This is a genomic window from Chitinimonas naiadis, from assembly GCF_054780835.1.
The window spans coordinates 1,807,583-1,821,081 of sequence record NZ_BAAGVO010000004.1 but is presented as its reverse complement, the minus strand read 5'-3'; the positions used below and the strand labels follow the sequence as shown (position 1 = coordinate 1,821,081).

Here is a 13,499-nt window from a genome sequence, read left to right as displayed (position 1 = left end):
AATCCGCTGCAGAAACACCTTGGCCACCCAGGTTCGGCACGGCGTAGATCAATAAGGAAGGGGCTGCAAGTAGCTGGCGGGCAAGCAAGGGGCAAAAAAAGAGGCGTTCCCGCCGGAAGACCGGACAAGAACGCCTGTGTTCTAGAGGTGGCAGCAGACTGCGCACCCCGGAGCTATCCACCTGTTGCTAAGGCAGGTTTGGGCCCCCAATCAGACTCCCCAACGAATCTGGAGTGATCCGGCTCGCAAAAGCCGGGAGACGGATAGTGCAATGCAGCAACCGTGCCAGCCTTGTGCGGGTTTGCCAGGGGGAGTTCCTAATGGTTTTATAAGTTATTGATATTGAATGTGAAAACGGCGGTTTGGATTTTCGGTAAGGCCTGCGTAAGTTAAGGTGGGTTACTCAGCGCACCTTTGAGCTGTGGGTTTGCTGCGGTGCATGCGGGTGGCAGATGCACTTTTCTGGAACATAAGAGAATGCTTTTGCGCCAGATGGGGGCACTTGCCAGCGAGCAGGGCAGCAGTTACAGTCAAGGCATCTGCAAATTCATATTGCATTGCAACACCCATGAGCTACGCCGTAACCGCCCTGCGCACTACCACCATTAAACGCACCATGATGAAACCATCATGGGGCGCGATGTCGGTTGCGCGAATGGGATGCCAGCAGTAAGTCAGACACCCAGACGCCAGAATCCAGCAAAGCCCCCGAGTCGAAAGATCGGGGGCTTTGTGCTTTTGGGGCTTGCCCCAACCCTGCCAGAAAGAACGATATGCCCAAGCAACTAACGATGAGTGTGGACAACAACAGCGATGCTCTGGAGCGTGTGCTGCGCGTGGTACGCCACCGTGGCTATGCGGTGCGACGGGTCGAAGCCCAGATGCCTGAAGCGAGTGATCGCATGGAGGTGCTGCTGGAGCTGGAAAGCAGCCGTCCGGCCTTTGGTCTGGTAGCGCAACTGGCCAAGCTGGCCGAGGTGCGTTCCCTGGCCGTGCAAGGCGAAGGTGTGCGCATTGCCTTGTAAGGGCTAGGCACTGAGCAGGCAGGGGGGGCGTAAGGCGCGTCGACGGACGTCTGGGGGTCGGCTCAGGGTTCCATCCAGGCGATCAGTGCGGAACAGCTGAGCCACCCCATCAGCCAGATACCGGCGACCAGCGCGGATCGCCAGGGAGATGGGCTGTCAGGGGCCTGCCGCGGTGGTGCGGGCTTCATGATTGGGCGACCAATAGCAGTCCGGCGCGGCTCTGGCGCCATTGCATCTGCCGGCATCCGGCCGCCAGCAGGCGGCGGGTCGTGTCGCTAAGGGTTCCGTTTTGCCAGTGGGCCACGATATAGATTGTCATCTCAATCCCCGCTGCGGTAGCTGGTGCCGCGCCGCTGGGCATAAGCCTGTTCCCGGCCAAGGCTGGCCTGGCAGATGGACTGTGACTGGCTGCGGGTCTTGCTCACGGTGACCGGGCTGAGCATGGCGGGCTGCCAGACTTCCCGTTGATAGTGGTTGGCTCGCTGGCCGGCGCGGCGGGACAAGCTCGCGAGACGGCGGTGCTCCGACTGGGCCGCGCGCAGGCCGGCTTCCAGATCGTGTATGCGTGGGTCTGGCCAGCGCACGCCACTCATGACGCGTTGCAGGCGCTCGATTTCAGACAGCTGGCTTTGCAGTTGGCGGTCGGCGAGGCGGGCAATCTGCCGTAGGTCGGCCAGGCGGTTATCGATAGCCAGTTCGCCGCTGGCGCGATCCAGTTGCTGGCTGATTTCGGCGAAGACATGCATACGGGACTCCTGTTGAGGGGCGCGGAGGTGAATGGCGCCGGCTGGATGAATAGGATGCCTGAAGTTTAGCTATTTGGTTAATATTAAGTCAATAGCTAAATGGTATTGTGTGAAAATTCATTGTCGATAGCTAATCGAATGGCCTGCCTAAGCTAATGTGTCATCTGTGGTGCGATGACGCCGGGCAACAAAAAAAGCCCGCGTTGGCGGGCTGGGCGTGGAGGCTGATCGCTAATCAGGGCAGGGCCATATGACCGATATCGTATAGCTGTAGGCTATCTGCCTCTGCGCGCTCAACCCGATCTCGCCAAAGCGTATAACGCAGTTGTCGCCAGTTGGCAGGGTCCACGGCGGTCACCACGGCAAGTGCGCCGTCTCGTCCGAGCTGCCGGTCGGCGTCCTCGCCGGCGCGTTCCCGGAGGATATTCAGATGCGTACCGTCCGATATCGGCAGGACGTCGCGGCTGGCGTAGCGCGCTTCGGCTAACTGTCCGGACAGGTTGGCGCGCCAGACTGGCCAGATATCGATCGACGGTCGGCCAAAGGCTTCGCACACTGCGGCAAAGCCGTCGCTCGAGAGAAAGTGCGTCATCGCCTCGGGGCTGTTCCATAGATAGAAAGGGGCGTAACGGTTGTCGCGCACCTGGCCGGCGAGCTTGCGGCTGCTCTGGAAGGCCTTGAAGCGCAAACCGGGGAAGCCGTCGAACTTATGGCCGTTCTGGGCGATGCGCTGATCGATCAGTGCCATATCGTAGTTGGCCGGCAGGATGAAGCTGTATTGCATGGCAATCATGGTTGTATCTCCCCGACTACCGTCCCCTGGCCAATGCCTGCGCGGCCGCCACCGAAGGACCAGTCCTCCGAGCGGGCGGTGCTGATCACCACCATGACATCTTCCGGCCGAATGCCCGGCGCGATCGCCAGCTGTTCCACCAGGCGGCGATAGAAGGCTTGCTTGGTAGCGGTCGAGCGGTCGCGGCCGGTATCCAGATGGATCAGCAGGAAATCATCGCTGCGAGGGCCACCCATATAGTGGCGGTCAAAGATCAATTCCTCCGGTTCATGCTGATGGATGGTCTGGAAGCGATCATCCGCCGGCACTTCATAGCTCTCGACCAGGGCGAGGTGCAAGCTGTTGGAGAGGGCGCGCAGGTAGTCGGGCGATTTGCCCTTGAGCAGGGAGATACGGGCGTAAGGCATGTCAGGACTCCGGTTGCGGGGTGGATTGATCCAGCGCCTGTAGCAGGCGCACGGCGGATGCCGCGACCGGCCAGCCAGCATAGAAAGCCAGGTGGGTCGCGAGTTCGGCCAGTTCGGCACGATGCACGCCATGGTCCAGCGCGCGCTGCAGATGAAAGGGTAGTTGCTCGGTGCGATTGAGCGCGATCAGTGCGGCCACCGTGATCAGGCTGCGGTCCCGCTTGGACAGCTCGCTCCGCTCCCAGATGTCGCCGAACAGGACCTCGTCGGTCAGCTCGGCCAGCTTGGGCGCTATCCTGCCCATGGCGTGTTGGCCCAAGGTGGTAGGTGGCATGTCGTGACTCCGGCTGTGATTGACAGTGCAAACATAGCGCTGCAGGATGGTTCTGAATATCAGGAAGTTTTTGATTGATAGTTCAGTTATTTGGGATGGTTGGTGTGCGACGCGTGAACTTTGATCTGGACGTCCTGCGCAGCTTTGTACTGGGCATGGAGCTGGGCAGCTTTGCCAGGGCGGCGGATCGCCTTGGACGCTCGACCTCGGCGGTCAGCGCGCAGCTCAAGAAGCTGGAAGAGCAGGCGGGTACGCCGGTCCTGCGCAAGGCCGGGCGTGGCATGGCCCTGACCGAAGCGGGTGAGAGTCTGCTTGCCTATGCCCGGCGGTTGCTGGAGCTCAACGACGAGGCGGTCGACGCGCTGCGCGGCATCGAACTCGCGGGCTGGGTGCGGCTGGGTATGCCCGAGGATTTTGGCGAGCGATTGTTGCCCGAGGTCCTGGGCCGGTTTGCCCGTGCCCATCCTCGGGTCAAGATAGAGGCAAGGATTGCCCGCAATGTGGACTTGCTCGATCAGCTCAATGCCGGCCGGCTCGATCTCGCGCTAGCCTGGGATTCCGGCGTCACCGCGCCCCATACAGAGCCGGTGGGGCGGCTGGCGATGCAATGGATCGTGCCAGCAGGTGGGTGGGATGCCTTGTCCTGGCAGGCGGGAGAGCCGCTACCGCTGGTGATGTTCGAGGCGCCATGCCTGATGCGCAGCGCCGCGACCGCCGCCCTGGACAAGGCGGGCATACCGTGGCGGCTGGCATTCAGCAGCCCCAGCCTTGGCGGCATCTGGGCGGCGGTGGCTGCGGGTCTGGGAGTGACCGTACGGACAGGAATAGGCCTGCCCGAACGATTGCAGGCCTTGCCGGCTGGCGAGTCAAGCTTGCCGCCGTTACCGGATATCCGGCTTGGCCTGCTGCGCTCCGAGGCGGAGCCCGGGCTTGCGACCAAGCGTTTAGGCGAGATCATTCTGGAGAGCCTAGCGGGCATGCCGGCGTTGCAGCGTAATCCCTAAAAATTCGTATCTATCTTAATAGACGCAGTAAGAAGCCCCAGAACTCGTCGCCGTAGATAAGTGCCAGATACGCGCTGAGCGCGATGAGTACCATGCTGACGGGTATCAGCACGAGCGCAGACAGCTGAGTGGCCGTGACGGCTAGCAGGATAGCCGTTAGTAAGCCCAGCAGGGCGCCGCAAGCGATGCGTATCCGGGCTTCAAATCGATCGGCGTGATCGCCATAAGGCGGCGGTTGATCTGGCATGGCAGTGGGCTTGGCAACAATGAGCCCATTCTGCCACTTTCATGTCTGTTCTAGGCTGCTGCGGAACATCGCCGCTATCAGGTCGGCCTGGGTCAGCATGCCCACCATCGTGCCATCGTCGGCGAGCACCGGCAGATGGTGCAGCACACCGTCCGAAAATGCCGATATCCATGCCGCAACGGGCTGCTCCGGGCTGGCCGAGTGCGAGGCGGGCCGCATGAGTGAGGAAACGGTGCCATCGATGGCCGGGGCGGTTGCGGTGCGCGGTGCCGGCTTTGTTGCCGGGAAGAAGTCCGACCAGGCCAGCATGCCCAGAAGGCGCCGATCCGCGTCCAGTACCGGCAGCATGCTGATGCGATGCGTTTCCATATGGCGCCAAGCTTGCGCCAGCGTCATGTCGGGCTGAAGAAACAGCAGGTCGCGCGACATCACATCGATACAGCGGATCTCGCCAAAGCGGCGCCGGTAGGCGCGCTGTTCGGCGTCCAGCAGGATGCTTTCGAGATCGTCCTGGCTGATGTCCAATAGCTCACGATGGGCGGCGAGCGCGGCAGCTACGTCGGCAGCGGTCACGCCAAGCCGGACGCTGGGCGCTGCGTCGCTGGTCTGCTGCGGTTTGGCATGCTCGAGCGGGTGATGCGGATAGCGACGTCCCGCAAACCGGTTGAAAAGGACGGCAAGCACCACCAGCAGCAGCGAGTTGATGGCGACAGGCCAGAGTACGAACTGATAGCCCAGTTGATGGATGGCCGGACCGCCGATTACCGCCGTCAGCGCCATGGCCCCGCCAGGAGGATGCAGGCAGCGCAGCGGGAACATGGCCGCGATGGTCAGTGCCGCCGCCAGCGGAGCGGCCAGCATGGGATAGGGCAGCCACTGGGCGCAGGCCACGCCGATCAGTGCGGAGACCATATTGCCACCGACGGCTGACCAGGGTTGCGCCAGCGGGCTGGCTGGCACGGCGAACAACAAGACCGCCGAGGCTCCCATCGGAGCGACAAACCACGGCTGGTGGCCGCCCAGCAGCCAGCGGCTGGTCAATTCCGTCAACAAGAGACCCAGGCCGGCGCCCAGCGCGCTGAGCCAGCGCTCGCCTTGGCTGACCAATAGGGGGGCGGGCAGGAAGCTGCGTAACCAGGGTAGGGCGGGACGCACGATAACCTCGAACAATGAATGCACCAAACAGGTGCGCATTGTAAGCGGCAATAAATACATCACATAGTGATATATTCCCCAAGTCCCCGTCTGCCCCGCTTGCCATGACCTTGCCTGCCTTGAATAAAGCCCAGTACGAAGCCTTGTCGGAGTTCCGCTACCAGTTGCGGCGCTTCCTGCATTTCAGCGAAAGCGCGGCCAAGGCCCAGGGCCTGACGCCGTTGCAGTATCTGTTGATGCTGCATGTGCGCGGCTTTCCCGGCCGGGATTGGGCAACCGTGGGGGAGTTGGCGGAGCGGCTGCAGATGCAGCACCACGCGGTGGTGGCCCTGCTGACGCGTTGCGAAGAGAACGGGCTGGTGCAGCGACGTCGCAGCATGGTCGACAAGCGGCAGGTCGAGGTGCATCTGCTACCGAAAGGGGCGCAGCACCTGGCTCACCTGGCGGCCCTGCACGAGGCCGAACTGCATTCGCTGCAGGATACCTTCCAGGTGGCGCAGATCACGGCGTTCAACGATGCAGACCCGACGGCTGCATCGTCGTCCGGTGTCACTCCACGCTGACCTTGCGGAAGTCACTGGTGTTGAGCGGGCTGGGCACGTAGCCCTTGATCCGCTTGCTGACGGCGTTGATCACGACCGAGTAGGTGAGCGGGATCACTGGCACTTCGTCGTAGACCCGTTTCTGGGCCTGGCGGTAGAGGTCGGTCCGCTTCTTCTGGTCGTTGCTCTGGCGGGCTGCGGTGATCAGGTCTTCAAAGCGCTTGTCGCACCATTGCGCCTTGTTGCTGTTGCCCACGCTGTTGCAGGACAGGTTGGGCGTGAAGAAATTATCCGGATCACCATTGTCGCCGTACCAGCTCATCAGCATCAGGTCATGCTCGCCCTTGCCGCCGCGCTTGAACAGCGTGCTGAGTTCCATGACCTCGACCGACACCTTGATGCCGGCTCGCGCCCAGTCGCCTTGCAGCAGTTCGCCCGCGCGAGCGCTGATGCCGGAATTGTCCACGAACAGATGCAGCGTGCTGCCGTCGTAGCCGGCCGCCTTGGCCAGTTGGCGGGCCTTGTCACGATCCAGTCGGTTCTTCAGGCTGGCATCGTGGCTCCAGATGCTCGGCGGCAGGAAATTGGCGGCGGCCTTGCCCATGCCGCCGCGTATCACCTGCAGGTAGGTGTCCTTGTCGATAGCGATGGAGAGGGCCTCGCGCATGCGGACGTCACTGAGGAAACGGTGTTGGGTATTCAGCGAGATAAAGGCGGTTGCCAACGGTGTGCTCTTGACCACGTCGGTCTTCGGGTCATTGCGGAAAGTATCGGCTGCGGTTGGCTTGAGCTGCAGGGCAATCAGGCATTCGCCCGCTTTTACCTTCTGTGCGCGGGTATCGTCGTTGACGGTGATGGCAAATAGCAGGTTGTCTACCTTGGGGCGACCATCCCAGTAAGCGGTATGGGCGCTATAGCGGATCTGTTCATTCTTCTGGTAGCGCTTGAGGGCGAACGGCCCGGTGCCGATGGGCTGGCTGTTGAGCAGTTCCAGCTTGCCGGCCTTGATCAGTTGCTGGCCGTATTCGGCCGAGTAGACAGAGCCGATGGGCGACATCGCCAGATCGGACAGGAACGGTGCTTCGGGATGGTTGAGGGTGAAGCGCACCGTGTAGTCGTCGATCTTGCTGATCGACTTGATCAGCTTGGACATCTCCATGCCGGCCCAGTAGGCATAGCCGGACTTGGCCACGGCGTGGGCAGGATGGTGCTCGTCCAAGAGGCGGTTGATGGAGAACAGCACATCGTCCGCGTTCATGTCGCGGCTGGGCGTGAACCAGGGCGTGGTGTGGAACTTCACGCCACGCCGCAGGTGCAGGGTGTAGTCCAGCCCGTTGCTGCTGATTTCCCAGTGACTGGCCAGGCTGGGCATGAGTTCGGTCGTGCCGGGCTTGAAGCGCAACAATTGGTCAAACACCGTCATCCCGGCCGCATCGTTGCTGACCGCAAGCTCGGTCTGCACGATATCAAAACTCTCAGGCGCGGCATCGGTACAGACGACGAGGGTGGAGGCAGCCTGGGCGCTGAGGCCCAGACCCAGCAGGAGGTGGCTGGCCAGCAGGCTGAAGGCTCGGGACATTATCGCTCCGGTAAGGCAGTGTGAGTGGGCGCACGATGTGCGCGGTGTCGGCGCGACTATAGCGGAGCGGATGGTGCTTGTTGCTGCAAGCGCCACTTGCATGGCCGCAGCGTGTACTTGCCGCCACATAGGCCTTGGCGCGACCGGGTCGACGGAGGGGGTAGACACAGCAGATGGCGGCCACCGTCCCACCGCCGTAGTTCGCTCACTTCAAAACAGATAGCCCTGGCGAGTCGGAATTCTTGCGACCGGCATCTCTCGCTACCATTCCGCTGGATAGTGCGCGCTGCTTGATGGCGGCCGCGATCCTTAAAGCGTCCCTGGCCGGAGGCAGTCCAAACGCCCGCCCGTACTCCCGACTAAACTGTGTCGGACTGTCGTAGCCCACCGCGTATGCCACCCTGGTGACGTTTTGCCCTCCGATTACCAACAGCTTGCGGGCTTGCAGCAAGCGCAACTGCTTTTGATACTGCAGAGGGCTCAAGGACGTGATGGCCTTGAAGTGCCGATGGAAGGCTGACGCGCTCATCGCGGCTTCTTCAGCCAATGCTTCCACGACCAAGGGCTGGGCAAACTCGCGGCGAATACGCTGGATGACCTTGTTGACACGGGCCAGCGTCGAGTCGGGCGTCGCGATATCGCGCAACATCCACCCCATCGGACCCTGCAATACGCGATACAGGATCTCGCGCTCAAAGACGGGGGCCAGGACTGGAATTTCGGCAGGCCGGTCCATCAGTCGAAGCATGCGTACCCAGGCGTCCAGTAGCTCGGGCGTCACTGACGCGACTGAGAATCCTTGTTCTGCGGTGCTGGGCGAAGTAGGGTCGGGCAGTACAGAAAAGAGATCTGCCAGCACTGCGGCATCCAGCGTCAGTGCGACAGCCAGATACGGCAAACCGTCCGCTGCCGGCCTGACGGCCCCGGCAGCCGGCAGGCCTACCGACATGACGAAATACGTGGCGGGATCATAGTCCAGCGCCTGCTCGCCCACGGTCAGGGTCTTTCCACCTTGCAGGATGAGGTTGACCATGGGGTCGTACACAGCGGCCAGTTCATGTTCCGGAATGCCGCCCTGAACCATGAAGACACGTGGAATGCCCGTCTCGGTGGGACGGTTCTCCGCGCGGCTCGCCAAAACCCGGAGTTCGTTGAGTTGTTCTTGCATGGCAGGATTCTATCCCCGCCGCAAACCCATAGGCAGGAATAGGCAAGAACCGAACAGGAACTGCTGCGCCTCAAAACGGCCGCGTCGTTACATTTCAAACATCCCAAGCACTGAACGTCAGGAGTCTGAAATGAGTAACAGCAAAGTCATCGTTATTACCGGCGGCAGCCGGGGCATCGGCGCCAAGACGGCTCTGGAGGCAGCTCGACGCGGTCTCGGCGTCATTCTCACCTACAACACCAACCCGGATGCTGCGCGTGCGGTGGTACACGACATCGAGTCACAGGGTGGCAAGGTGGTCGCGTTACCGCTGGACGTTGCCAACGCTTCCCGCTTTGCTGCCTTCCGCACGGAAGTCGAAAAGGCGCTGGACGCCACCTGGAACACCGGGAATTTGGCGGGTCTGGTGAACAACGCAGGATACGGCCTGTTCCAGCCCATCACCGCCGTCACCGAGGCTCAGTTCGATGACCTCTTCAAGGTGCATCTCAAGGCTCCATTCTTTTTGACGCAAACGCTGCTGCCACTGCTGGGCAGAGGTGCCGGCATTGTGAATCTCACCAGCGCCACCACCCGTGTCGCTACCGCTGGCGTGGCGCCTTACGCCTCGTTCAAGGGCGGCTTGCAGGTGCTTACACGCTACATGGCCAAAGAGTTCGGCGAGAAAGGTATTCGCGTGAACTCGGTCTCACCCGGCCCCATCCGTACTGAGCTGGGTGGTGGCCTCAATGATGAATTCGAAGCGCTGCTGTCCGCCCAGACCGCGTTGGGCCGGGTTGGCGAACCGGAGGAGGTGGCCCGCGTGATCACCTCCCTGCTCACCGACGATAGTGGCTGGATTAACGCGCAGGATATCGAGGTGTCCGGCGGTTACGTCATCTGATCGTCCACGGGCGCGCACACCAATGCGGCGGCGATGGCCGCCGGTGCGGCAGATAACGTTTGCCCCGGGGTGAGGCCTCACGATGACCCGCGCGACTACCCCGCCAACCAGCTGGATCCCGATGGATATAGCCGGGAGTTCGCCCGCAAGCCTTGGCAACACGCTCGCACCACGATCAAAGGAGGACGTCATGAATGAAGCTATGGAAATCACGACCTTTCAGCTGGCGAAAGGCATAACAATCAAGGATTTCATCGCCGCAAACGTTGATGTTGATGCATGGCTCCAATGCCAGCCAGGCTTCATCTTGCGGCGCATCTGTGAGGGTCACGATGGCTGGGTCATCGATATGCTGTTGTGGAAATCGGTGCGTGAAGGACAGCAAGCTGCCGCTGGAATCATGACCGAGCTATCCGGCTCACCCGTGCATGCAACCATCGACCAGACTACCGTGGATTGGTCTATCCAAACCTGTCGGCATCGGCTTGGCTGATATCGCCGCTCATTGTTTACTTGCTTTCACTGCCTGGCCGGCGCGCTAAAGACAGTATCGGCGAGGTGGCCTGGAGTCCGTGGGGGGGGGCTGGTCAGCAGAGGGAAGGCTCGGGACAGGGGAGCGCCATTAAGGCGGTGGGGTGCGGCCGGATGTGCGAGGTACTGGCGTGACCATCGCGGCGCGGATGGAGCTTGTGCTACCTGAGCCCCTTGCATGGTCGCCTGTATTTGCAGCCACATTGGCTCGTGGCGCGACCTGGGCTATTTAGGTGGCGTACAGATATAGCGGATGGCGGCCGGACGCAGGCGGATCATGGCGGTGTTGTAGCGCTCCGCAAAGTGATAGGCCTTGTCGCCAAGCTTGGTATGGGCACTGTCCCACATGTCCTGGGAGCTGCCGGGCAAGAAGCGGATTTCCTTGGCGGGTAGCTCACAGTTATTGCGATTCAGTGCCGGTACGACGGTGATGTAACCGCGCAGGGCAAGAAAGCGATAGTCGCCGGTCCGGGCATTCTTGCGGGCCAGGCGATCAGGGTCTGCCGAGACGAATTTGCGTAGCGTCTCCAGGTTGCGCTGGTAGCTGTCCGCCAGCGTCGCGGGGGCGGCGAGCAAGGTCGGCAGCAGCAACAGCCAGCCCAAGGCGCGGCTGGCTGATCTTGGCGCTGCGGTACGGATCGTCGAGCAGTGCGATTTCACAAGGCGTTCATGGTGTTCAGGATGGGGGCGAGGTTAACACTTGTGACCGCCCTTGTTCTGCCTGCTGTGCCGCTGCCCGTGCGCGGCTCAGCCAGCCCTGGTACTGGGCCTGATGCGCCTTGATCCAGCCGGCGACATGAAGGTTGATCGCGGCCTGGCCGTTCTGGCCTTCGCGCATGCGGCGGTTCTGTGCGCTGATGTCGTTGCTGCTCAGTTGCATGGTCCTGAACAGGCTGGCTGCGGCCGGGTTGGCCAGGGCAAAGGCACGGTTGGCGACGATGCGCTGATTGTTGGCCTCGAAACCATAGTCGCGGCCGTTGGCCTGTTGGGTGTTTTGGTCCTTGTGCTCACCCGGCAGGCTGGAGAACGGCACCTGCAGCCAGACCACGTCACGATTCGGCACCAGTACGCCGCTGACCCAATAGGGGGTCCAAGTGTAGTACAGCACCGGCTTGCCGGCCTTATGGCGGGCGATCGTATCGGCAATGATGGCTGCGTAGGCACCTTGCTTGTGGGTGACGGTGGCGCGCAGGCCGTAGGCATCAAGCTGGTGTTCGATCACGGCCTCGCAGCCCCAGCCGGGGTTGCAGCCGGCGAGGTCGGCCTTGCCGTCGCCGTCGGCATCGAACAGCCGGGCGAGCCTGGGGTCCTTGAGCTGGGCGATATGGCTGATCTTGTATTGCTCGGCGGTTTTCCGGTCGATCAGGTAGCCCTGGATCGCGCCCGGCGAGTAGACGCCTTCGCGATAGAGCTTGGCATCGCCCCCAGCCTTGGCATAGAAGTCGGCATGCAGCGGGTCCCAATGGGTGGCGAGGAAGGTCGCGTCGCCATTGGCCAGTGCGATATGGCCGGCTGCGTATTCCACCTCCTTGTAAGGTTGCACGTCGTAACCTAGATCGCGCAGCGCCTGCATGACCAGTTGGGTTTGGAAGGTTTCTTCCGCGATGGAGCTCTTGATCGGCTGCACGCGTACGCCCTTGCCGGGTTGCAACGTGTCAGCCAGGGTGGTGGTACCCAGCAGGCAGGCGCCAAGAATGCCGATCAGGCTCGAGAGCAGGCATGTTTTACGCATAGTGTTCCCTTGCGGTGATGGGTAAGGGGATCAGGGGGCGGTCAGCGGGGTGGCCGCCTGATCCGAGCTATTTGCACTGGTGCCAGTGGATCGACGCGCCAGCAGGCGCCGGGCGAGGCCGATCGGGCCTGCCGCATGCCAGGGCTGGTATTGGCCGTTCTGTCGGCCACGGCCCATGGCCTGGGTGACGCGGTCCAGTACGATGGCCATCAGCACGATGCCAAGCCCGCCCACGGTGGCGAGGCCCATGTCGAGCCGGCCTATGCCGCGCAACACCATCTGGCCGAGGCCACCCACGGCGATCATGGATGCGATCACGACCATGCTCAGCGACAGCATCAAGGTCTGGTTGACGCCCGCCATGATGGTCGGCAGGGCCAAGGGCAGTTGCACCTTGCTCAGCATCTGCCAGGGTGAGGCGCCAAAGGCGCGTGAGGCTTCGATCAGGTCCGGCCTGACCTGGCGGATGCCGAGGTTGGTCAGGCGGATCAATGGCGGCAAGGCGAAGACGATGGTCACGACGACGCCCGGCACATTGCCGATACCGAACAGCATGACGACCGGGACCAGGTAGACGAAGGCCGGTGTAGTCTGCATGGCATCGAGCAGCGGGCGCAGCCAGCGGTCCAGCCGTTCGCTGCGGGCGATGGCAATGCCCATCGGCAGTCCGAGCAGCAGGCAAAAGCAGACGGAGGTCAGCGCCAGCGACAGGGTGGTCATGGCTTCGGACCAGGCGCCGATCAGCCCGATCAGGGTGAATGCGAACACGGTGCCCAGCGCAAGGCGCCGGCCAGCGGCCTGCCAGGCGATCAGGCCCAGCAGCGCCAGCATGAGTAGTGGCGGCACGGCTTGCAGCGCGTTTTCCACGCCGGCGAGGGTGGATTCGATCGGCAGGCGTATTGCCTGGAAAGCCGGCCGTGCGTGCTGCACGACATAGTCCAGGCCCTGGTTGACCCAGTCGGCCAGCGGGACCGTGGTGTGCTCGTTGAACGGGTGCAGCCAGTCAACGCCCGGAGCGTGATGCCCCGCCAATTCGGCTGAAGACGGTGTTGCCGCATCTAGCCAGGTATCGGCAGAAGGGCCTGTGTCGGTCACGCTGTAAGGGTCTACCGGCTGCGAGGCGTAGGGATCTGCCGCAGTTGGCGTGTTGGCGTCGGGGATCTGTGGCACGTTGTTGATCACGTCCCAGGGGCTGCTGCTGGGTTCGGTGGGCGCGTAGGCGTCCACTGCCGGGGTGGCCGGCAGGAGGGTATCGGTCATGGATGACTCCGCTTTGAGGTGACAGGGCGGGGGAGCGACAGCTTGTCGACGCCAGGCGATGCCGGGGCGCCGTGTGGCCGTGCGTTGGGCTTT

At 62.4% G+C, this 13,499-nt stretch carries 15 protein-coding genes; 5 read left to right on the top strand and 10 right to left on the bottom strand.

Going from position 1 to position 13,499, the window contains the following annotated elements:
* The first annotated feature begins 773 nt into the window (after positions 1 to 773).
* Positions 774 to 1,025 (top strand): ACT domain-containing protein, encoded by a 252-nt coding sequence (locus tag ACYVHK_RS14850; RefSeq protein WP_460533598.1) that lies wholly within the window; start codon positions 774 to 776, stop codon positions 1,023 to 1,025.
* A 320-nt stretch (positions 1,026 to 1,345) separates the two neighbouring features.
* Here the strand turns inward: ACYVHK_RS14850 and ACYVHK_RS14845 are convergent, their stop codons facing one another.
* From ACYVHK_RS14845 to ACYVHK_RS14830, 4 genes are all read right to left on the bottom strand, one after another.
* Positions 1,346 to 1,771, bottom strand: a complete 426-nt coding sequence (locus tag ACYVHK_RS14845) for a hypothetical protein (protein WP_460533595.1) — start codon at positions 1,769 to 1,771, stop codon at positions 1,346 to 1,348.
* 235 nt (positions 1,772 to 2,006) lie between these two features.
* A complete protein-coding gene (locus ACYVHK_RS14840) occupies positions 2,007 to 2,564 on the bottom strand; it encodes a DUF4865 family protein (protein WP_460533592.1) in 558 nt (185 codons plus the stop codon).
* Positions 2,561 to 2,971, bottom strand: coding sequence for a tautomerase family protein (locus tag ACYVHK_RS14835; RefSeq protein ID WP_460533589.1), 411 nt, complete (start codon positions 2,969 to 2,971; stop codon positions 2,561 to 2,563). The genes ACYVHK_RS14840 and ACYVHK_RS14835 overlap by 4 nt, the downstream gene beginning before the upstream one ends.
* A gap of 1 nt (position 2,972) precedes the next feature.
* Positions 2,973 to 3,305 (bottom strand): carboxymuconolactone decarboxylase family protein, encoded by a 333-nt coding sequence (locus ACYVHK_RS14830; RefSeq protein ID WP_460533586.1) that lies wholly within the window; start codon positions 3,303 to 3,305, stop codon positions 2,973 to 2,975.
* 113 nt (positions 3,306 to 3,418) lie between these two features.
* Between ACYVHK_RS14830 and ACYVHK_RS14825 the strand changes: the two genes are divergently transcribed.
* Positions 3,419 to 4,309 carry a LysR substrate-binding domain-containing protein gene (locus tag ACYVHK_RS14825; protein WP_460533583.1) on the top strand — a complete coding sequence of 297 codons (891 nt, stop codon included), beginning with the start codon at positions 3,419 to 3,421 and terminating at the stop codon, positions 4,307 to 4,309.
* A gap of 286 nt (positions 4,310 to 4,595) precedes the next feature.
* Here ACYVHK_RS14825 and ACYVHK_RS14820 read toward each other — a convergent pair whose 3' ends face one another.
* Positions 4,596 to 5,711 (bottom strand): HPP family protein, encoded by a 1,116-nt coding sequence (locus tag ACYVHK_RS14820; protein ID WP_460533580.1) that lies wholly within the window; start codon positions 5,709 to 5,711, stop codon positions 4,596 to 4,598.
* A gap of 119 nt (positions 5,712 to 5,830) precedes the next feature.
* Here ACYVHK_RS14820 and ACYVHK_RS14815 point away from each other — a divergent pair, with 119 nt between their 5' ends.
* Positions 5,831 to 6,274 (top strand): MarR family winged helix-turn-helix transcriptional regulator, encoded by a 444-nt coding sequence (locus ACYVHK_RS14815; RefSeq protein ID WP_460533577.1) that lies wholly within the window; start codon positions 5,831 to 5,833, stop codon positions 6,272 to 6,274.
* Here ACYVHK_RS14815 and ACYVHK_RS14810 read toward each other — a convergent pair.
* Both ACYVHK_RS14810 and ACYVHK_RS14805 read right to left on the bottom strand, forming a co-directional pair.
* Positions 6,261 to 7,832, bottom strand: coding sequence for an ABC transporter substrate-binding protein (locus ACYVHK_RS14810; protein ID WP_460533574.1), 1,572 nt, complete (start codon positions 7,830 to 7,832; stop codon positions 6,261 to 6,263). The genes ACYVHK_RS14815 and ACYVHK_RS14810 overlap by 14 nt on opposite strands.
* Before the next feature lie 205 nt (positions 7,833 to 8,037).
* Positions 8,038 to 9,000, bottom strand: a complete 963-nt coding sequence (locus tag ACYVHK_RS14805; RefSeq protein ID WP_460533571.1) for an AraC family transcriptional regulator — start codon at positions 8,998 to 9,000, stop codon at positions 8,038 to 8,040.
* Between the two features lie 130 nt (positions 9,001 to 9,130).
* On the opposite strand from ACYVHK_RS14805, the gene ACYVHK_RS14800 reads away from it, so the two are divergent.
* Entirely contained in the window at positions 9,131 to 9,883 is a 753-nt protein-coding gene (locus tag ACYVHK_RS14800; RefSeq protein WP_460533568.1) for an SDR family NAD(P)-dependent oxidoreductase, read from the top strand.
* A 190-nt stretch (positions 9,884 to 10,073) separates the two neighbouring features.
* Complete coding sequence (locus ACYVHK_RS14795) at positions 10,074 to 10,376, top strand: hypothetical protein (protein ID WP_460533565.1); 303 nt, start codon at positions 10,074 to 10,076, stop codon at positions 10,374 to 10,376.
* A 263-nt stretch (positions 10,377 to 10,639) separates the two neighbouring features.
* Here the strand turns inward: ACYVHK_RS14795 and ACYVHK_RS14790 are convergent, their stop codons facing one another.
* The 3 genes from ACYVHK_RS14790 to proW are packed head-to-tail and all read right to left on the bottom strand — an operon-like array spanning position 10,640 to position 13,406.
* The gene (locus tag ACYVHK_RS14790; RefSeq protein WP_460533562.1) at positions 10,640 to 11,074 is read right to left on the bottom strand and encodes a hypothetical protein; all 435 of its coding nucleotides are present in this window, start codon (positions 11,072 to 11,074) and stop codon (positions 10,640 to 10,642) included.
* Positions 11,075 to 11,090: 16 nt separating this feature from the next.
* Positions 11,091 to 12,146: a glycine betaine ABC transporter substrate-binding protein gene (gene proX / locus ACYVHK_RS14785; RefSeq protein ID WP_460533558.1), complete on the bottom strand. Its 1,056-nt coding sequence runs from the start codon at positions 12,144 to 12,146 to the stop codon at positions 11,091 to 11,093.
* A 30-nt stretch (positions 12,147 to 12,176) separates the two neighbouring features.
* Positions 12,177 to 13,406 carry an ABC transporter permease gene (gene proW, locus ACYVHK_RS14780; RefSeq protein ID WP_460533555.1) on the bottom strand — a complete coding sequence of 410 codons (1,230 nt, stop codon included), beginning with the start codon at positions 13,404 to 13,406 and terminating at the stop codon, positions 12,177 to 12,179.
* Between the last annotated feature and the right edge of the window lie 93 nt (positions 13,407 to 13,499).